Annotated in this window: 13 protein-coding genes; 10 read left to right on the top strand and 3 right to left on the bottom strand. The window is 45.1% G+C overall.

The features are described from left to right. Positions 1-9: 9 nt before the first annotated feature. From OCV19_RS21740 to OCV19_RS21705, 8 genes are all read left to right on the top strand, one after another. On the top strand, positions 10-2,028 hold the full coding sequence (locus OCV19_RS21740) for a methyl-accepting chemotaxis protein (protein WP_065676319.1): 2,019 nt from the start codon (positions 10-12) through the stop codon (positions 2,026-2,028). A 435-nt stretch (positions 2,029-2,463) separates the two neighbouring features. After that, complete coding sequence (locus tag OCV19_RS21735) at positions 2,464-3,471, top strand: LacI family DNA-binding transcriptional regulator (protein ID WP_017097774.1); 1,008 nt, start codon at positions 2,464-2,466, stop codon at positions 3,469-3,471. 18 nt (positions 3,472-3,489) lie between these two features. Continuing rightward, on the top strand, positions 3,490-4,737 hold the full coding sequence (locus tag OCV19_RS21730; protein ID WP_065676317.1) for an ABC transporter substrate-binding protein: 1,248 nt from the start codon (positions 3,490-3,492) through the stop codon (positions 4,735-4,737). Positions 4,738-4,803: 66 nt separating this feature from the next. Further along, positions 4,804-5,790, top strand: a complete 987-nt coding sequence (locus OCV19_RS21725; RefSeq protein ID WP_050647510.1) for a carbohydrate ABC transporter permease — start codon at positions 4,804-4,806, stop codon at positions 5,788-5,790. 46 nt (positions 5,791-5,836) lie between these two features. Next, positions 5,837-6,685 (top strand): carbohydrate ABC transporter permease, encoded by an 849-nt coding sequence (locus tag OCV19_RS21720; protein ID WP_170926829.1) that lies wholly within the window; start codon positions 5,837-5,839, stop codon positions 6,683-6,685. A gap of 17 nt (positions 6,686-6,702) precedes the next feature. Next, positions 6,703-8,052, top strand: a complete 1,350-nt coding sequence (locus tag OCV19_RS21715) for a GH1 family beta-glucosidase (RefSeq protein ID WP_065676315.1) — start codon at positions 6,703-6,705, stop codon at positions 8,050-8,052. Next, on the top strand, positions 8,052-9,143 hold the full coding sequence (locus tag OCV19_RS21710; protein ID WP_048611927.1) for an ABC transporter ATP-binding protein: 1,092 nt from the start codon (positions 8,052-8,054) through the stop codon (positions 9,141-9,143). Before OCV19_RS21715 ends, OCV19_RS21710 begins: the two co-directional genes overlap by 1 nt. 108 nt (positions 9,144-9,251) lie before the next feature. After that, positions 9,252-11,666 (top strand): GH36-type glycosyl hydrolase domain-containing protein, encoded by a 2,415-nt coding sequence (locus tag OCV19_RS21705; protein ID WP_065676314.1) that lies wholly within the window; start codon positions 9,252-9,254, stop codon positions 11,664-11,666. A 73-nt stretch (positions 11,667-11,739) separates the two neighbouring features. Here OCV19_RS21705 and OCV19_RS21700 read toward each other — a convergent pair whose 3' ends face one another. Beyond that, complete coding sequence (locus OCV19_RS21700) at positions 11,740-12,687, bottom strand: aldose 1-epimerase (RefSeq protein ID WP_065676313.1); 948 nt, start codon at positions 12,685-12,687, stop codon at positions 11,740-11,742. 64 nt (positions 12,688-12,751) lie between these two features. On the opposite strand from OCV19_RS21700, the gene OCV19_RS21695 reads away from it, so the two are divergent. Beyond that, on the top strand, positions 12,752-15,826 hold the full coding sequence (locus OCV19_RS21695; RefSeq protein ID WP_065676312.1) for a GH116 family glycosyl hydrolase: 3,075 nt from the start codon (positions 12,752-12,754) through the stop codon (positions 15,824-15,826). Positions 15,827-15,922: 96 nt separating this feature from the next. Next, a complete protein-coding gene (locus tag OCV19_RS21690) occupies positions 15,923-16,936 on the top strand; it encodes a LacI family DNA-binding transcriptional regulator (RefSeq protein WP_065676311.1) in 1,014 nt (337 codons plus the stop codon). A 647-nt stretch (positions 16,937-17,583) separates the two neighbouring features. Here the strand turns inward: OCV19_RS21690 and OCV19_RS21685 are convergent. Next, entirely contained in the window at positions 17,584-18,069 is a 486-nt protein-coding gene (locus tag OCV19_RS21685) for a DUF3299 domain-containing protein (protein WP_065676310.1), read from the bottom strand. 146 nt (positions 18,070-18,215) lie between these two features. Then, positions 18,216-20,462, bottom strand: a complete 2,247-nt coding sequence (locus tag OCV19_RS21680) for an alkaline phosphatase (RefSeq protein ID WP_206377661.1) — start codon at positions 20,460-20,462, stop codon at positions 18,216-18,218. Between the last annotated feature and the right edge of the window lie 436 nt (positions 20,463-20,898).

Genomic DNA, 20,898 nt, shown 5'->3' with positions numbered 1-20,898 from the left:
GGATTCACCATGAGACTTTCTTCCATCGTGTTTCGAGTATATTTAGGTTTCTTTGTACTCATTGTGATCATGCTGGGCTCTGCATGGTTAAGTATCAATAGCAATAAAGACATAACGACTCGAATCGAAAACATCACACATCAAGCCACTCCACTAATGCTTCAATCATCTACGCTGACGATTCGATTCTTGGACATTAATCGCAGCACCACACCCTACTTGTCCGCTAATTATGTTGATGAACTGGAGCCACTGAAGCAAACCTTCTTAAACAACATCAAGCAATATCAGCAGCAATTGAGCTGGTTCGAAGGCAAGGGTGAGTCTGGTTCACAAATGGAAGCCATGCTCAACAACATCACTCAAACTGGCGTGTCGACGATCGATAAGATAGAGCGGGCATTGGAGCTTTACGTTGAGTATTTGGATAGCAAAGATCTCGGTTCGATGGAGCAGGCGCAATTTCAATCTGTGGTGGGACAGCTTAATAATACCTTGGTGAATCAACTCGCGAGTGCAGATTCGGAGCAGACACAAAAGGCAGTCGAAGCTCTGTTGGTGCAATTGAGTTTGATCGCATCGGAAGCTAACGAAGCGTTTTCACTGCAAACGTCATCGGAAGTACGCGGTGTTGAGCGCCGCCTGCAAAGTCGCAAAGAGCGATTCGAACAAGCGGTAGTAGATTTAGATAACCTAGATTCGTCTTTGCTGCGCCGCAGTAAGCAGTCTTTATCACTGCTCGTTTCACATGCGTTTTCAGCCAATGGTTCAGTAGCTACCCATAAAGAAACCGTCAAGCTCGATGAGTCTATCTCCCTCCAAAAGCAGGAAATTGAACAGCTAATCGATCAGCAGTTAAGTCACTTTGATGAGCTTTCAATGTACGCTGAAGATACTGCGACACGCCTGTATCACGAGTCGATGGACTCTTCACAGCAAGCCCTTGTGATGCAGGGCGTTATTGCACTTACTTCCGTACTTATTGCTCTGTTGATTGGGTTAAATATTGCCAAAGGGATCCGTAAACCAAGCAAGCTGCTGCAAAGTGCACTCGACCAAGTTGCCAATAAAGACTTGAGCACGATGGTGCAATATCAAGCCAATAATGAGTTCGGTTCAGTTAGCACTAAGGTCAACTTAGTGATCAGCCACCTGACTCGAATGATTGAGAACATGCGTCAATCGTCTACACGCTTAAAAGAGGCGTCTTTAGAGAACCAAAGCACTAGTCGTTCACTGCGTGAAGCGATGCAAGACCAGACCAATCAAACGGTGATGGTGGCAACTGCGATGGAGCAAATTGAGTGTTCTGTAACGGAAATAACCCAAGCGGCCAATCAAACTTTAATCCTAGTGACCGAAGCGGTGTCGAGTTCCAGTGATGGCCAGAAGACGATGGATAAAAGCGTCGAGTTGATGGGCAGTTTAGAACGTAAGTTGGCAGAATCAACAGCGACCATTGGCCAGCTCGAAAGCGAAAGTGCCAGCATTGGCTCCATTTTGGATGTGATATCTGGGATCTCCGAACAAACCAATTTGTTGGCATTGAATGCCGCCATTGAAGCCGCTCGAGCGGGAGAACAAGGGCGCGGTTTCTCTGTGGTGGCTGATGAAGTTCGCGTGTTAGCGGCCAAAACCAATGCGTCAACGCAAGAGATACACAATAAGATTGAACAGCTGCAAACCAGTTCTAAATTGGCGGTGGAACAAATCAATCAATGTGTGGTGGGTATGGTTCAATGTGTTGAGCAAACGGGCGAAGTGAATCATTCAATTTTAACGGTGTCTGATCTGCTTAATGAGGTTGAGCAAAGGAGTCATCAAATCGCGACTGCAACCACGGAACACCAAGTGGTTGCTTCTCAAGTCACAAAAAACATCAGTCAGATACACACCTTGGCAGAGGACAACTCTCAACGATCTCAGGTTTTGTTTTCTCATGGTCAACAGCTTGAAACCATGTCGCAGCAGCAATTCTCACTAACTCAAGAGTTTAAGCTCGCCGAGCAATCAGAAAATACGGTTTAGAGGAGACTCTACCCCCTTCCATGCCCAGCTTTTGCTGGGCATTTTTGTGTCGGGTCAACGGAGCATTAATGTGAGTGCCCATGAGAGGAAATGTTCTCATACAATTTCGAAAGGCCATTGAAATAACAAGGTCACTTTCCCCGTGTATATTACCGTCAGCTGCGGATTCATCATCAAATGACGCTTTCAAAAAATGAATTTTGGCGTACTTGTTTGATCTGACGAGCAAGTAATCGAACGTCATCTTGATAATATAAACAATAATCTCATGAAACAGTTTCATAGCATGAAGCGAATCTGTAAGCGCTTTCATGATTTCCACAACTGGCCTTTTTACCTCCAACTTTAGTGTGATGACACTCACTTCAACTAAAACGTAATTTCTTAATAATCGTTTTGTAAGCGGTTACAAGCTAATGAAGTATCGAGGTTCGAGTGGCGACAATTAAACACGTATCAGAACATGCAGGTGTGTCTCAGGCGACAGTGTCTAGGGTTATTAATGGCACTAGCCGAGTGAGTCATGACAAGAAGTTAAAGGTTGAAAAAGCGATCAAAGAATTGGGTTATCGCCCTAACTCTATCGCTCAAGCTTTGGCTTCAAGTCGTACTGGAAGTGTTGGTGTAGTTGTTCCAGAACTGGGCGGTTCTTTCTATTCAGGCATCTTGCACTGCATAGAAGAAAACCTACGCCGCTTTGGTTACCACGCTGTTGTTACAGCGGGTTCGAACACCGAACAAGGGCAGCGAGAGTCTGTGGAGTTTCTGTTGGGGCGTCGTGTTGATGCTTTGATTCTTCATACTCAACTGCTCAGTGATGATTATTTAATTGAATTGGAAGAACAGGGGACCCCTGTGGTTTTAATTAACCGCTTCATCCCAGAAATGGCGATGAGTTGCATTGATATTGATAACGAAGTCGGGGGGCTACTCGCTACTCAGTATCTTTTGCAAAAGGGACATACAGATATCGCGTGTATTACCGGGCCTTTAGATAAAGCAGATGCTAGGGGGCGTTTGCAGGGGTATCGAAAGGCCTTGGAAGAAGCGGGTGTGCCATACGATGAAGCATTAGTCTCGGAAGCGGGCTTTACTGAAGAGACGGGCATCAGCGCTATGAAAAAGCTGATGAATCGTAAGTGTCATTTCACAGCAGTATTTGCTTCGAATGATCACATGGCATTCGGCGCCTTTGAGGTGTTGCATCAAGAGGGACTGTCAGTTCCGAAAGATGTATCACTGGTGGGCTTCGATAACACCATCTTCGCGCGTTATCTGACCCCTAGTTTGACCACCATTAATTTCCCTATTGAAGAGATGAGCGTTGAAGCAGTACAGCTCACTCTACAGAAGCTAAAAAAAATCAAACATGACGTGAACTTTAAATTGCTGCCGACGTTGGTCACTAGAAACTCGGTATCGGATTTACCAGTTACCCTATAAAAATATTAAGGATAGAACATGAAATTTAAGACCTTGGCGCTTTCATGCGCGGTTGCTTTAGGATTAGGTACAACAGCTGTGAATGCGGCTGACAAAGAGATTCGTTTCGACGGCTTCCCTGATTTCGATAGCAGCTTGAAGGTGTTACTGCCTGATTTCGAAAAGAAGACAGGGATTAAAGTTGATTACCTTATGAACAACCATGGTGACCACCACACGAAACTGACAACGAACCTTGCAACGGGTTCTGGTGCAGGTGATGTGATTGTTGTCGACGTTGAGAAAATTGGTCCATTCGTTGGCTCTGGTGGTCTAGTTAACCTGTCTGAAAACTACGGTGCAGATAAATACGAAGAACGATTCGCACCTTACGCATGGGCGCAAGGTAAAGGCGCTGACGGCGACATGTACGGCATCCCTGTCGATCTTGGTCCAGGTGTTATGTATTACCGTACCGACGTATTCGAAAAAGCGGGTATTGATGTAAAAGAAGCCATCAAAGATTGGGATTCATACATTGCTGCTGGTGAAAAACTGAAAGAACAAAACGTACAACTTATCGCTTCAGCATCAGATGTAGCACAAGCGATTATCTTTACGACCGTTCCTGAAGGTGAAGGCCTGTACTTTGATAAAGATGGTAACCCTGTTGTGACATCAGAGCGTTTTGTTCACGCTTTTGAAGTAGCAAAAGAGATTCGCGACAAAGGCTTAGACGGCCGCATCCTAGCTTGGTCTAACGAATGGTACGAAGGCTTCCGCAACGGTACGTTAGCTACTCAACTGTCTGGCGCATGGCTGCTGGGTCACCTTCAAAACTGGATGGCTCCAGATACTTCGGGTAAATGGGCAGTCTCTAACCTTCCTGATGGTATCTACGGAAGTTGGGGTGGTTCATTCCTTTCGATTCCAACCCAATCAGAGAACCCAGATGAAGCTTGGGCTCTTATTGAATACATGACGACTGATCGTGATGTTCAGTTAGGTGCCTTTGAGACTATCGCTGCCTTCCCTTCTAACGTAACTACTTATGATGATGAGCTTTTCCAAGAAGAGATGGAATTCCTAGGTGGACAAAAAGCTCGTCTTATCTTTGCTGAAGTAGCGCAAAACATTAAGCCAGTATCTCCAGCGCAAGGCGACCACGTTGCACGTTCTATCATCTTAGAGAACGCATTGATGGAAGTACTTGATGAAGGTAAGGACATCGAGACAGCGCTTAAAGAGGCAGAGCGTCTAATCAAACGTCGCACGCGTAATCTTTAATTTGTTATTACTTTGAGTAAGTGAGGAGGCGCGGATAGCGCGCTTCCTTTTTTAAGAGGTCGTACTATGAATCATACAGCGAGCACAACGATAGAACCTTCTGAGCAAAGCTTTTTTTCTCGTCTAAATTTGAAAGCGCTTACACCGTATGGATTTCTTCTGCCGTTTCTGATCATTTTTTCTGTATTTGGGATCTTCCCGCTGTTGTTCTCTGTTTATCTTTCGTTTCATGAATGGAACCCTGTGAGGGGCATGGATGCGATGGAGTTTGTGGGTTTTGAGAACTATCACATCGCTTTAACTGACCCATGGTTATGGCGTTCATTAAAGAACACGCTATGGCTAGCAATCACGTCAGGTGTGGCTCAGCACTTAGTCGCTATTCCAGTGGCTTACATGTTGGTTTCAATGGGTGACCGTATGCGTCACTGGCTAACATCGGCGTACTTTCTACCGTTCATTACATCAACGGTCGCAGCGTCACTAATTTTCTTCAATATGTATTCTCCTAACTCAGGAATTATTAACCAAACGCTGATGGCTCTGGCTGATAGCACGCTGTTTGGTTGGGCATTTGCTTGGGTTAACGATTTTCAACCAATCCGCTGGTTAGACGATGCCACTATGGTGAAGCCGTCTATCGCGATCATGGTTTTCTGGAAATATACCGGTTTTAACATCGTCCTTTACACCACAGGTTTAATGACGATTCCTAAAGACATTTTAGAAGCTGCTCGTATGGACGGTGCCAATGCCTTCCGCCGCTTCTGGAATATATCACTACCAATGATTCGTCCATTCATCTTCTTTGCTATCACCATGACCATCATTGGTAACCTGCAAATGTTTGAAGAACCGTTCGTTCTAACGCGTGGCACAGGTGGTACAGGCCAATCTGGTTTAACTATCTCGATGTACCTCTACAAAGTGGGTTGGGAATGGCTAGAAATGGGTACAGCATCAGCGATTTCATGGCTTCTGTTTGCACTCATCGCAACGTGTACCTTGGTTCAATTTTTATTCTTCGGTAAGAAAGGCTTAGGGGAACATTAAGATGTCGACATCAATTAAGACAAATACTTCACCACTAAGTGGCCTAATGCCAAGCGAACGCACCATGTACATCATGACTAAGATCTTGATGGTTATGCTCGGAATATTACTGGTTGTTTCTGCAATCATTACGGTGTTCCCGTTTGTGTGGTCAGCTCTGCTTTCAACACGTGATCGTTCGGAAATCTTTGGTTCGGGCATCAGCTTTGCTGTTGGCGATAGCTTGGCAATCAACTACGCAAAACTGCTAGAAATCATGCCGTTTTGGAAAGCGATGTTTAACTCGATTTACGTGGCGTTCCTAGGCACAACTATCTCGCTGCTGTTCTGTAGCATGGGTGGTTACGCATTTGCTGTGTTTAAGTTTCGCGGTAAGAACGTGTTGTTCGGCATGCTGGTTGGCTCGATGGCGATTCCGCCTGTGCTTAGCTTGATCCCTTATTTCATGATCGTGAAATTCTTAGGCTTGCTGGATAACCACATGGCGGTATGGCTACCGTTCACCACCACGCCATTTGGTATCTTTTTGATGCGTCAGCACGTGATTGCATCGATTCCTAAAGAGCTATTAGAAGCGGCGAAGCTAGATGGTGCAGGCGAGTTCAGAACGTACTGGAGCGTGGTACTGCCACTGATGAAACCAGCATTAGCAACGCTTGCGATTGTTCAGTTCGTCTTCTTCTGGAACATGTTTATGCAGCCTCTCGTGGTTCTAAATAACCCAGATAATTACGTAATTACACAGGCGCTACGAAGCGTTCAAGGTATTCCGAATACGCCATGGGGCGCGGTAATGCTAGGTACCACAATTTCAATTTTACCACTCGTGATTACTTACCTGTTCGCATCGAAACAGATGATCAGTGGTTTAACGTCCGGCGCAGTTAAAGGTTAGGTTTAAGGGTTATAACAATGAATAAATTTCAACTTCCAAGTGATTCAAAGTTACGCAGTAAGGAATTTGTATTCGGTGTCGCGACATCTTCATACCAAATTGAAGGCGGCGTTGAAGAAGGCGGTCGTACAGCGTCTATCTGGGACACTTTCTGCAAGAAGCCGGGCAAGGTCGATAATGGCGACAATGGTGATGTGGCGTGTGATCACTACCACCTATGGAAACAAGATATCGAGATGATTCAAGGCTTAGGCGTTGATGCTTACCGCCTTTCAATTGCATGGCCACGTATCCTGCCGCAAGACGGTGTGGTGAATCAGCAAGGCCTTGAGTTTTACGGTCAGATCATCGATGAGTGTCATGCTCGTGGCATGAAGGTGTATGTGACTTTGTACCACTGGGATCTACCACAATACCTTGAAGACAAAGGCGGCTGGTTAAACCGAGAAACGTCTTACAAATTCGCTGAATATGCTGAAGTGGTGAGCAAGTACTTTGGCGATACCATCGACGTATACACCACGCTCAATGAACCGTTTGTGTCTGCATTCCTAGGCTACCGTTGGGGCGAACACGCGCCAGGTATCAAAGGTGAAAAAGAGGGCTACTTAGCGTCTCACCACCTAATGTTGGCACACGGCTTAGCAATGCCGATCCTTCGTAACAATGCGCCTCACGCTAAGCACGGTGTGGTATTTAACGCGACGCCAGCTTACCCGCTGACACCACAAGACCAAGCGGCAGCAGACTACTGCGAAGCCGAGAACTACCACTGGTTCATCGACCCAGTATTGAAAGGCGAGTACCCGCAGTTAGTGGTGGAGCGCCAAGCGATGAACATGCCGATGATTCTAGAGGGCGATCTAGACATCATCAGTGCACCGGTCGACTACATTGGTATCAACTACTACACACGTAATGTCGCTCGCTTCAACGAGAATGGCGATATTGAATCAGTGAAACAGACTGACGCTGAACACACTTACATCGGTTGGGAGATCAACCCACAGGGCCTAACCGATTTATTGGTAAGACTGGATGCGCGTTACGAAAATATGCCGCCTATCTACATCACAGAGAACGGTGCTGCAGGTAACGACGAGCGTGTTAACGGACAAGTGATGGATGATCAACGTGTTCGCTACTTCCAAGGCCACATCGAAGCGGTTCACAACGCAGTTGAAGCGGGCGTGAAAGTCGATGGTTACTTCGCTTGGAGCCTGATGGATAACTTTGAGTGGGCATTCGGCTACTGCCAGCGTTTTGGCATTGTCCACGTTGATTACACCACCCAAGAAAGAACATTGAAACAGAGCGCAATTGCGTACCGAAATATGCTTCTAGAGCGCGCTGAGGAGAACAGATAATGGCTAAAGTAGAATTTAAGAACATCAAAAAATCATTCGGTGACGTTGAAGTTGTAAAAGAGTTTGATTTTACGGTTGAAGACGGTGAATTCGTGGTTTTCCTTGGTCCATCTGGCTGTGGTAAATCGACTACGCTACGCATGCTTGCTGGCCTTGAAAGCATCAGCTCTGGTGACATTGTGGTTGGCGGCAAGTTGATGAATAAAGTCGATGCGAAAGACCGTGACTTGGCGATGGTATTCCAAAGCTACGCTCTGTACCCACACATGACCGTTTACGAGAACATCGCGTTTGCCCTGAAACTGAAAGGCATGCCGAAAGCAGAAATCGACGTAGAAGTTCTAAAAGCGGCGAAAATGCTAGAGCTGGACCCGCTACTAAGCCGTAAGCCGAAAGAGCTTTCTGGTGGTCAGCGTCAGCGTGTGGCAATGGGCCGTGCGATGGTTCGTACACCTAAAGTGTTCTTGTTTGATGAGCCGCTATCTAACCTAGACGCAAAACTGCGTGGCGTGATGCGTGAAGAGATCAAACACCTACATCGTGAACTAAAAACCACCACGATCTACGTAACACACGATCAGATCGAAGCGATGACACTGGCGGATCGCATCGTGATCCTGAAAGACGGTTATGTGGCTCAAGTTGGTACGCCAACGGAAGTGTTCCAACGCCCTGCTAACAAGTTTGTCGCGCAATTCATTGGTAACCCTTCAATGAACATGTTGGAAGCCAAGCTGATTGAAAAAGAAGGCGAATACTTTGTTGAACTTGGCGATGTTCATATCCCACTGCCAGATCGCTTTAAGTCTCTGGCGTCTAAAAACCTAGCGCTTCACTTTGGTGTTCGTCCAACAGATATCCACCTACGTGCTGAGCAAGTCGACCACGATCGCGTACTGCCATTCCCTGTGAAAATCAAAGACAAGGAACTACTTGGCGCGAGCATTCTTCTGAAAACAGAAATTGGTGGTCAACCGCTGATGGTTGAAACCCAAGCCGCTGAAGTGGATGTGAAAGAGCTGACACTTTACTTAGATTTGGATGCTTTCCACTTGTTTGACGCACTGAGTGAGAACTCGCTAGCGAGCTAGCTAATTACGAGCTAGCCAGTTAATTCAAATCAGCCATTGAGCTGACACCAACCAACTTACGACAAATTGTTTTGGCTCCTCCTGATTTGAGAGGGGCTAGGGATAGTGATGATGAAATTCGGATATTTTGACGATAAAAACAAAGAATACGTAGCAACCACACCGTGTACACCGATCAAATGGTGTAACTATGTGGGCACATTAGATTTCGGTGGCATTGTAGATAGCAATGGCGGCGTGTTGTTGTGTAAAGGTGATCCAGCACTCAACCGCATCACTAAGTACATTGCTCAACTGCCAAACTCAGATTTTAAAGGTTCGACCCTATACCTTAAGGTGCGTGATGAAGAGGGCAACGTAGAGGTGTTCTCACCTTTCTACACGCCAACCTTGAAGCCGTTAGATAAGTTTGAAAACCACACTGGTTTGTCATACACCACCATCATTGCAGAAGCCTTTGGTGTGCGTTGTGAAGCGACGTTCTTTGTACCAAAAGCTGACCAAGTACTGCTACAAGACATCAAAGTCACCAACATTTCAGACAAAGCACTGCACGTTGATGTAGTGCCTGTGTACGAATTCACGCACTTCGATGCGCTTAAACAGCTACTCAATGCGGACTGGGTTCCACAAACCATGACGCTAAAAGCACACCAGCAAGAGTCGGGTCATACCGTGCTTGAGCAGTATGCTTTCATGAAGCGTGACTACGCGGTGAACCTGATGACAGCGGATCGCCTTGCGACGTCTTTTGATGGTGATCGCCAATCGTTCCTAGGGAATTTGGGCTACGGCACATGGGCAGCACCAGAAGCACTAAACAATGATGAATTAGGCAACACCGAGTGTTTGCGTGGCGACAACATTGGCGCACTGAACCTGCGTCTAGGTTGGTTATCTCCAGAGCAGACCGAACGTACGATTGTACAAATCGCGCAAGAACAGAGCCTAGAAGATGCACTGCCTTTACTAGCTAAATATCGTGACCATCAAGTGGTTGACTCGGCCTTCGCTGAACTGGCTGAACATTGGGATGGTTACCTACAAGCGGTTCAGGTTGAAACGCCAGATCCGGCAATGAACTCGATGCTGAACGTACATAACCCACGTCAGTGTCACACAACCAAAAACTGGTCTCGTTACTTGTCTCTGTACCAGCTTGGCTATGGCGCACGTGGCATTGGTTTCCGTGATTCTTCGCAAGATACATTGGGCGTAATTACGCACATGCCAGAAGAAGCGCGTGAATTCATCGAGCGTCTGTTATCTGTGCAAAACACCAACGGTTCTGCGATGCATCAGTTCTTCCCATCAACGATGGAAGCGAACGCGGGTGACTCGCGTGAAGAGGAAGATCGCCCGGATTACTACGGTGATGATCACCTGTGGATCATCTACGCGGTCACGCAATATGTGAAAGAAACGGGCAATGCAGACTTCTTGAATAAAGAGATCCCGTTCTATCAAAAAGACAAAGCGGGCAACCCAGTCGAAACGGGAACGGTTTGGAACCACCTGTGCCGAGCGATTGAATTTACCTACACCAATACTGGCGAGCACGGCCTACCGCTGCTAGGTTTTGCTGACTGGAACGACACGGTGAACCTGCCAACCGGTGCTGAGTCGATGATGGTGGCTAACATGTACGGCAAAGCACTGCTCGACATGTTGGATTTGTGTGAGCTGCGTGGCGAAGTGCAACTGACGGCTAAGTTTAACGATCAGTACCAACAGATGCAGAGTACGGTGAATGAGTGCGGTTGGGATGGCGAATGGTTTGTTCGTTACTTTGATGAGCAAGGTTTGCCAATCGGCTCTCATAAAAATGAGCAAGGGCAGATCTACACTAACGGTCAAAGCTGGCCTGTGATCTCTGGTTTCGCGACTCAAGAGCGTGCAACGCAAGCCCTAGACTCGGTTTACAACAAGCTGAATACAGCGAATGGCATTAAGCTTTCAACTCCTGGTTACAACGGCTTTGATCCGCAGCTAGGTGGTGTTTCAACTTACCCACCAGGTGCGAAAGAGAACGGCGGTATCTTCCTGCATTCCAACCCTTGGGTGATGATCGCCGAAGCGAAAATGGGTAACGGTGAGCGTGCTTACGAGTACTACCGTCAAATCAACCCAGCGTCTAAGAACGACGACATTGATACCTTTGAATCTGAGCCTTACTGCTACCCACAGAACATTCTGGGTGACGAGCACAAACAGTTCGGTTTAGGCCGAAATGCGTGGCTTTCTGGTACGTCTTCTTGGACATACGTTGCGGGTACGCAATGGATTCTGGGTGTTCGCCCTGAAGTGGATGGCTTGCTGGTGGACCCATGTATTCCGGCAGAATGGCCTGAATTCAAAGTCCGTCGTCAGTTCCGTGGTGCGACATACCATATTCATGTCACTAACCCGAATAACGTCTGCAAAGGTGTGGTAGAGATGAAGGTAAATGGTGACCTGATTTCAGGTAATAAAGCGCCAGTATTTACCTCTGGTGAGCACACCATCGAGGTGATTTTAGGTTAACAAAGAGAAGGGCGCTTTATGCGCCCTTTATTGCTTTTTGGTTTCTCTTTAGTGTCGCTTTATTTTGGTTGCATCACTGTGGTTGATAGCTGGCTTGGCATTGCCAAGTAAAGGTCTGAGATTGGTTCGGGCTAAGCGTCAATAAGCCTATCTGGTTATTGAATGAATCAGCTGGGCAAGTCATTGGTTCTATTGCAATACTTTGTTCGCTAGTCGGCGTGTACAGCTGAACGAATGGGTAGCTTGCATCTTGTTGATAGCGAATAGCGGCAGACGAATCTGAGCGTGTAAACGCAAGTTGGTTGGTTGCCTTGGAATCAAATTCAAAGCAGTGATTTAAGCTTTGATTGGTGAGTGAGTCACCCAAAGACAAACAGTCAAAAGCCAGTTTTTCACCATTGGGTAGGTCGTTTTCGTGTATGACCTCAGAGCAAGGCGACATAGCGAGTCCACATTGTGCTAGCTCAGTGCCGAGTGAGAAATAAGGGTGCCAAGCATCACCGAATGGGAATGCAGAATCACCAAGATTAGAGACGGTCGTTGAGGAAGTGAGTTTACCCGTGATATCGATAGTGAAGGTGACTTCAAGGTTGAACGCAAACGGGAAAGCAGGATGCAAAGATGACGTTTGATACTGCAACGTCACACTGGCGGATTCTTCAGTGGCTACGCTGTTTGTGATTGAAAAAGGTTGGTTGTAGAGCAGGCCATGTACGGCGTGATCAGACCAAGGAAAGTTAGCTGGGAGTTGATGGTTTTGGTTATCGAAACTGTAACGACCTAAGTTTAAACGGTTTGGAAAAGGGAATAATTTAGCACTGCGGGAAAAGAACGGATGTTGGTTGATCAGTTCATCATAATTCTGATAACCACAAATAAAAGAGAATGGACTGTTATTTACGGTATATTTATTAATAACAGCACCAAATCCATTGATTATTTGAAGTTCTATACCATGTTGGTGGTTTATTAATGTGACTGAGTCAATATTTCCAAATTTTTCATTTATAATTTTAAACATGTTGATGTCTCCATTTTAAAAAGATATTAACAAGAAGAAAAAAATATTCAATGGCGGTTTTAAAATGAATAATAAAATTCCATATACGAGCTACTCAGGAAATTCGGAACACTTATGTAAAAAAGGTGATGCAGTTGAATTTATTCAACCTTGGTACACGCCAATTTCTACCACACCAGAAAATACCGGTATGGCGGTGGGCGGAATTGGTAACACATTTACACTGACGCCAAACGGCAAAACACCAAATTTCAGCTTTATTCCGGGAATATTTGTTGATTGTTCAGAGCAAGTTATTAATTTTAATGATTTTTATGCTTCCGTGATGAATGTGCCGACTATCGATACGCTGCAAGTCATTGATGAGCAAGAGCTGAGCGTACACCTAAACTTTTATCCTGCCTTGTTCGATGGCAAGAAGATCCAAAGCAAAAACATATCGAATGCGATTAACCTGATTCGAGCAGCATTAAAAAATGGTCGCTTCTACCAAGAAAATAAAGCTAACTTTACAAAGTGGAACGTTGAATTTTCAAATAAGACTCAATTGTTGATTGAAGAAGATTCAGATTCAATAGTTTGTCAATTATATGTCGCCTTAGATTTCTTTAATGGTTTACTAATAAATGATACAACGAAGTTATTATCACTTACCGCGGGTGATAATAATGATATGGATAGCGTTAATGGCAGTGATATAGAATATCAAGCTTTGTATCCATTGGCTGAATATAAATACAGCAGCTTCGAAGATATTAATATAAAGCGTAAGGTAGTATCTCCGATCGTTAAAGAGAACAAACGCCTTTGTTCTTTACCGATGCACTGGAATCACTTCGAATTAACCAATAATTCATCGCAAACGCGCGTGATTACGCTTGCTCAACCGCTACAAAACTTGATTGGTTCAACCTATCAAAAAGGTCGCGATGGCATTCAAGATTCGGCGTGTACCTTATCTCAAAATCCGATCGCTCAGCAGCATGAAGTGGTTAACTTAAAAGGCGAAAGTCACAGCTTTACCGGTGTTCAGCTTTCTAGCCAATCGCCTTATCAGAGCGATATTGAAGGCGAAGTGGTGTTTGGTGTTCAAGCGGATAACCATTTGACGGAATCTGGCAAGGTCTCGATTTCTGTTAAGCCAACGCTTTACACCTCTAAGAGTGCTCAACAAACAGAGTTCGCACTGAAAACAGGCCGCACAAACACTGAGTTCCAGACCGGCATCTACACTGGGCGTGAGGCTCTGAGCGCATTGGTGGTGGTTCAGGTTGAATTGGAAGCGGGTGAGTCTGTTGATCTGCGTTTTGCACAGGTAATGGCGCACAGCAAAGTCATGCTTAATGGCTGGTATTCAGATAAGGCTTACACGCAATTTTACCCGCAAATGCAACCAGCTCTGCCGATGTTAGAAGATGTATTACCAGAGTTAGAAGCGATTGAGCAACAGATCGTCGAACAACAAACGGCTTTCCTCGAACAAGCTCAAAGCAAGATATCGCAGCCTGAATCGGCATTGCGTTATGCGACGATGGCAATGAATTCATTGTCCTTCCTAGCCGAATCAACGGTATGGGATAAAGAAGATAAATTCTTGGTGAAAGAGTGTGTCGACTACCCATTCTTTAACTCGCTGGATGTGTACTTCTACGGTTCATTTTCATTGCTTTATTTGTTGCCTGAGCTTGATGGCTGCGTGATGAAAGAGTTCTCGAAAGCGATTTTGGCCGAAGACTTTACTCAGCGCCGATACTGGGAATACGAAGCGACGCCTAATGCCGAATTGATTGATGACAAGTACCAAGGCGTGCGTGCCATTCGAGGTGCGGTAATCCACGACTTGGGCAGCCCATTCGACATCCAGCCAGATGCTTACAGTTGGCACAACGTGAAAGAATGGAAGGACCTAGCGCCGAAATACATTTTGATGGTGTACCGCCATTATCAAAACACCCAAGATATCTCTGTGGTTAAAGAGTGCTGGCAAGCCGTAACTGAAAGCATCGATTTCTTATCGAACTTGATTGCTGAAGGTGATGATTTACCGCTAACCCGTGGTACAGACGATACCTTTGATAACCTTGCGTCTCACGGCATCTCTATTTACTGCGCGAGCCTTTGGGTGGCAGGTCTACAAGCGGCAAGCGAACTTGCAAAATTGATGAATGAAAGCGAGTTAGCTTCGGGCTACTTAACGCGTTCTAAAAAGGCGTTGGCAACCGTTGAGCAAAGCTTGTGGGATGAGAAAGAGGGTTACTACCACTTCTTCGTGACGCCAGTTCAAGCCAAGCATCTAACCGGTTCTGGCTATCAAGCTCTGGAAACCTTAGGCCTGACTTTGACTGGTGATGCGATTGCTGACAAGAACACGCTCAATGCTTATCTCAATGAAACGGATACCTCCATCAACATCAGTAAGGTATCTCAAAGAATCTCCAAGAAACGCTTGCTGAGTGAGACCGCGCCACAAGCTTTTACACAAGAATACTTAGATTTAGTGCCAGATTCCGACAACAGCTTTGGCGATGCCTTGTTGGCCGACAGCTACCTTAAGCTCATCGGTTTAGAAGGTATTTTCCCGCAAGAAAATATCCAACGCGCATTGGACTATGTTTATAAGCATAACTTCGAAATTAACAGTCCTGAGTTGGGTGTTGCGAATATGACGTTAGCCGATGGCTCTCCACATGAAGCATTTCAGGCACAAGATGTGTGGATTGGTGTTCAGTTTAGTGTGGCAACAGCGTTGAACTTAGCGGGTAAATCGCAGCAAGCAGAAACATTGATGGATACCGTGTATACCGCACTCTATGACTATTCGAAAATTCCATTTGCAGCGCCAGAGGGGTTCAATTGCTCTGTGTCTGTCAATGAGAAAGATCTTATAGAAGCATTTAAATTGTCGCAAAATGATGCGAAAAACTGGCTAAGTGTACTTAAATATCAAAACTGTGTGCTGTCTGACGGTCGTATCAACCCAACATTGACGAAAGATACTGATAATTTTGTTAAAATGTTGAGCGGTGAAATCCCATTAGAAAAGCTGGCTAGCCTGCACAAATGGCTACTGAGTACTGGCTTGAAATACACGGCTGGTCGCTACTTTAGACCGGGGATGATCTTCGCCTACTTGTATTAACTTAATGACACGATTTTCAACGAAAGCAGTGGTATGCAGGTTGAAACTGATGGGGAGCTTAAAGCTCCCCGAATGTCACTTGATTAGGGTATCGAGATGCGCACTAAAACAAAAAAAACAACAGTATACGATGTAGCAAGACTGGCTGGTGTTTCTCCCAGCACCGTGTCTCGCTTCCTTAATCGAACCACTTATGTGTCGGATGATAAAAGCCAGAACATTGAGCAAGCGATCAAAGACACAGGCTACAAACCTAACTTTCAAATGCAAGAGAACATCAACCGCCGTTCATTGACGATTGGTGTATTGGTACAAAACCCTGACAGCCCTTATACCTGTCGGATCCTCAACGACATGGAGAAAACTCTGATTGCCCAAGGCTACTCATTGGTGATCGCGACGGGGCACTGGCAAAAAAAGCTCGAGTTACATGCGCTGGAGTACTTAGCGAAAAGTAACGTAGATGGCATGATCATCGTGACGGGCAGTATTACCAAAGACGACATCGCTAAGTACGCTCAAGACATTCCGATTGTCGCGGTGGGTTACGACATCGTTGAAGATAATGTTCGCTCTATCAATATCGATAATGTGCTGGGTGGCTATATGGCGACTCTGCACTTGTTACAACAGGGACATGTGAACATTGCTCATATTAAGGGGCTTTCAAGTCAACCGGATTCGGGAAATCGCTTTGAAGGCTATAAGAAAGCACTTCAAGAGGCGGGTATTAAAGTGATGCCAAAACTCGTTAAACAAGGGGATTTCAGTAGTGAAACTGGCTATGAGAAAACCGTGGAATTAATCGAATCTAAGATTTACTTCTCAGCCCTGTTTGCCGCCAATGATCAAACGGCTTACGGTGCGATTAAGGCGCTACACGATCACGGTTATAAAGTGCCAGAAGATGTGTCAGTTATTGGGTTTGATGACTTGCCAACGTCGAAGTATTTCACACCCGCGTTAACAACATTAAGGCAGCCAATTGAAGAGATTGGCGAGGTGTGTGCTCAGTCGATTTTGAACTTGCTGTCAGGCGAGCGACATGAAGCTCGTTTACCTCCGATTGATTTAATCGTCAGAGAGTCGACTAAGTCTTTGTATCGTTAATTTCAAGAAAAGCATCAAGGTGTGCGCCCTTGATGGTTCGTATTGATGTCAATGCGAACCATGGCCGGAGTGCCGCTGAGTAAAGCTATCCTCATAGCTGATATTTGCGTCTTCACATTGTTCAATATAGGGCAGGTAAGCTAAAACACTTCTGCCCCTTTGCGTGCCAGTTCAACTTCCGTCAGCGTGTCGTGAATCTATTCTGGTGTCATTCATTTCTATTTAAGTGAGTCACACACTTTGGGCTATCCTAGTCTGTACGAGGCGACGGTGTAATTGGGATGGTTTGAAGAACGATAAGCTAAGCAGTCTCTATCCAGAATCTTAATAGTTTGAATTAGACACTGATCTTTCTAGGTAACAACTGGAACAGACGCTGCACATTTAACTCAGCATGTACTCGACTTGATAGCTCAGCTCTATCAACATGAAAGCGTATTCGAAAAGTAACGTTATTATCCGCAGATAAAACGCTAGAATATCGTCAAAAAAAGAGTAAGCAGGATTTCAACGCGGCTATAAATCATTTTTTACTTTGACTCTGCCAGAAGCAGGAGATTGCAGGCTCACTGACGTCTAGAATTAATGATGCTTTTCAGATGCTCTGTCGAGTACATTCAAGTTAACTGAGTATAGTGGATTTGTATTTATAACGTTTTCAACAACTGAATGCCGCCACTTGGGACAAGCTGGTAGCCACTGCTGATCTCTTGTTGTTGCTGAGCTGTTACTTTAAGAGTACCGTCGATCACGATGGGCTCCCACGGGTCTATGTAGTCAATCGTTTGTTCGACATACACAATTTGGTTAGGCGGCGGTGGGGGAACGTGCAAGCAAGCGCCAAAGAAAGGCACCAACAGAAATGACTCAATATTGTTCCCGTTGACTTCTAAAGGTACAACAAAGCCCGCAATACGTTGCTCAGTATTGTTTAACGCACTAATTGTTTTACCGACAAGACTTTGTGGTATACGAGCATCTAACGATTCTTCGTGGTTTACGCTCACTGGCATTGACGAGTGACGTTCTTCAATTGGAACCATATCAAGCCAAGACAAAATTGCTTGCTCGGCGTGTATCGTGTCGCTGAACATCAGGCCAAGCACGATAAAGGAGTTGATCATTTTTTTCATAAAAAAGGCCCCGTATTTCAGGGGCACCTCGAAAGCGTAGTAAAATGAATTTCTCATAAATACAGTCAGTAGCAGCGTCTACTGTGCCGATAGTGACTGCGCGTAAATTGTCTATCTATATAGACAAGCTATCCACTGACACGCGATTAATTAGAAGATAAAGCACCGTGCATGATGCTGTGTACTGAGGTGTTATCGACCGAGCGACCATGAACAACATCGCTGTTTACACCCCATGCCATAATTGGTACTGGTACATTAGTATGGTTACCCCACAGCCAACTTACTTCTGGTACTTCGCCAGCGCCATTAGTTTTAAGTAGTTCTAACCCTCCCGTTTCGTGATCAGCCGTGACAATCACCATTGTATCGTCGCGAGTCTCTGCCCAGTTAACAGCACTTTTTACTGATTGATCGAACTTAATCGTCTCATGAATCATGCGCTTTTCATCATTAATGTGACCAGCAAAATCGATTTGTGAACCTTCAACCATTAAGAAGAAACCATTCGGGTTACGCGATAATATATCAATTGCGACTTTAGTCATTTCTTCGACATGCGGAATATCAAGGCTTTCGTAGTTCCAGCCTTGTTGCGCTTGATACTCGGTTGGAAATACGTAAGGAATTTCATCTTCACCAAAAATAGCAGCAAATTTGATTGAAGCATTAGGGTCTTGCTCTGGAAGTGTTTCTACTGCTTTTAGCATTTCAGTGTTATTTTTTACTACGGTGTAGCCATTGTCTTTAGCTGCTCGGCTAATAACGTCAACATCCTTGACCTGTTTGCTACCACAAATCGCAAGGTTTGGCTGGACATCACCAAACATGCTGTCAGAAAGTTGCTCGAAATCGTTACGATTTGGGCCATGGGCGACGAAAGCCGCTGGCGTTGCATGCACACAATGAGAAGTTGCCACTACACCGACAGATTTACCCATTTTTTGCGCGGCTTCGAGTATAGTTTCTAAGTCTGAACCATCACCTGGACGTGCTTGTGCAATTGTACCAGAGACAACTTTCACGCCAGTAGACATTGCTGTCGCAGCTGCCGCTGAGTCGGTATAGTATTGCATACCAAGCCCTGCTAGTTTTTCATAACCGAGCGTATCAGCACTAGCAGTATGAATTTGACCGACATGAGACGCTGAATCCATAAACAGTGCTTGACCATTGAACGCGCGAGTTACATCAAGCTGTGCGTAACCCATACCATCGCCAATCATTAGAATCACGTTGTTTGTTGGTGTCATCTCAACCACATCAACATCGTGTTGATCGACTGTTTCAGAATCAAGCCCTTTGTTGGCGGTCAGTGTGACTTGATAACGGCCTTGCGAATCGGCGGTGGCGATTTGACGAAACTGCTCGTTGTCATGCCTTGTGTCATCTTGTAAATCAACACCAACAAAGCTTGAGTCGGTTTGCCAGTCGTAGTTCACCGTATGCGTGCTACCATCGGCACCAAGATTGATCGGCGTATCAATAGCAGTAACCTTGTCATAACCCGAGTTAGCACGAACTTTAGAAATTGATACTGGAATAGCGAGTTGTCCATCCCCCAACGTTGAGATACCAAAAACGTAAGTACCAGCCACGACAGAAGAATGAATCACGCCACCAGGATAGGTGGTCAGTGCCGAAGCTCCTTCTTTTAGATCGATGAGCTGATTTTTTAGTGCGCCATAAACCAATTCATTGCCGTCAACGTTTTGAACTAAATTGAATTGGATATCTTGGTCTTGCTCGAAAGACACTGTTGCTTGATAGTTGCCAGCACCCATATAGTCAAACTGATAAGCGTCAGGTGTATCCCAATCGTTAAAATTACCAGAGAGATAGACTGGGCTGGTTAGCGCTTCAACGTCAGAATCCGTGATGTTTTCAATATAAATAGTTGGGTTGTTGACGCCAGAGCTCGCATCAAGGGAGAACTTAAAGATTTGGTCTTGGCCATCAACAGCAATATCCATGTTTTGGTTTTCAAACTCGTCATATTTTCGCTGAAGTTCATACAACACATCAGTGGTTACCGAGCTATCTTGTTCTTTCGATATCGCGATGTCACGCTCTTCACTCCAATCTGGGTCGGAAAGTTTGAAGGAATAACTTCCTGATTCCATTTTAAACAGTGCTATGTGCATCCCATCACCTTGATAATGGAACTGTGCTTCAGGTCGTGCAGACCAGCTGTTCATCGAACCTTTAATGTAGAGACGGCAATCTTTATTGGGCGCTTCTGCTATTTCAGCGTCAGTACAACCGTATGGGCCAGAATCGATACTTTCAGCAATTTCTCTGTCTACGTATTCAGTCTTAGTTTCGTTACAGCCAGAAAGTATCGCTAGTGTCATTGCTGACAATACGAGTGGACTGTTGTAAAAGAATTTCACTTTTGCGCATTTCCTAATTTATTTCGAGTGTGAAAGAAATTAGCCCTGAAATATGAAATTAATGCTTCAGTTTTATTACAAGTTATTGAATCAAATATTAAAATTTAGAAATACGCCTTAAGTTTTCCAGTATAGGCTGTTGACTGAGTAATTAACGAGCTCCTTCTCAGCCTTAAAAATGACAAAAGTCACCCTTGATTTTAATGTGTTGACGAAAGGGTAAGCTGATCTACGCCAGCAGAACTAAGCGACTTTCCGATACCAATAGTTATCCGAATTTCTCTAATTAAGGGATTACCCTAAGAAAGTTTTGTCCAGAAACGTTTTTAAAATTGATCAAACTCTATTTTCCTCCGACAACAATGGCTAGATATAGAGGGAGCATAGGGTCAGATAGAGTTTAAAAGTAGTTAGTGGTTAGGGGGGGAATTGGTGA

It is taken from the genome of Vibrio celticus, from assembly GCF_024347335.1.
Lineage (GTDB): Bacteria > Pseudomonadota > Gammaproteobacteria > Enterobacterales > Vibrionaceae > Vibrio > Vibrio celticus.
The sequence above is the reverse complement of the archived record's forward strand: the minus strand, read 5'-3'. Positions and strand labels throughout refer to the sequence as shown.

Coding starts and splice junctions, on each gene's coding strand:
- OCV19_RS21715 (WP_065676315.1), top strand. CDS start 6,703: ATGAATAAATTTCAACTTCCAAGTGATTCAAAGTTACGCAGTAAGGAA.
- OCV19_RS21690 (WP_065676311.1), top strand. CDS start 15,923: ATGCGCACTAAAACAAAAAAAACAACAGTATACGATGTAGCAAGACTG.
- OCV19_RS21700 (WP_065676313.1), bottom strand. CDS start 12,687: ATGTTTAAAATTATAAATGAAAAATTTGGAAATATTGACTCAGTCACA.
- OCV19_RS21695 (WP_065676312.1), top strand. CDS start 12,752: ATGAATAATAAAATTCCATATACGAGCTACTCAGGAAATTCGGAACAC.
- OCV19_RS21740 (WP_065676319.1), top strand. CDS start 10: ATGAGACTTTCTTCCATCGTGTTTCGAGTATATTTAGGTTTCTTTGTA.
- OCV19_RS21705 (WP_065676314.1), top strand. CDS start 9,252: ATGATGAAATTCGGATATTTTGACGATAAAAACAAAGAATACGTAGCA.
- OCV19_RS21725 (WP_050647510.1), top strand. CDS start 4,804: ATGAATCATACAGCGAGCACAACGATAGAACCTTCTGAGCAAAGCTTT.
- OCV19_RS21710 (WP_048611927.1), top strand. CDS start 8,052: ATGGCTAAAGTAGAATTTAAGAACATCAAAAAATCATTCGGTGACGTT.
- OCV19_RS21730 (WP_065676317.1), top strand. CDS start 3,490: ATGAAATTTAAGACCTTGGCGCTTTCATGCGCGGTTGCTTTAGGATTA.
- OCV19_RS21685 (WP_065676310.1), bottom strand. CDS start 18,069: ATGAAAAAAATGATCAACTCCTTTATCGTGCTTGGCCTGATGTTCAGC.
- OCV19_RS21720 (WP_170926829.1), top strand. CDS start 5,837: ATGCCAAGCGAACGCACCATGTACATCATGACTAAGATCTTGATGGTT.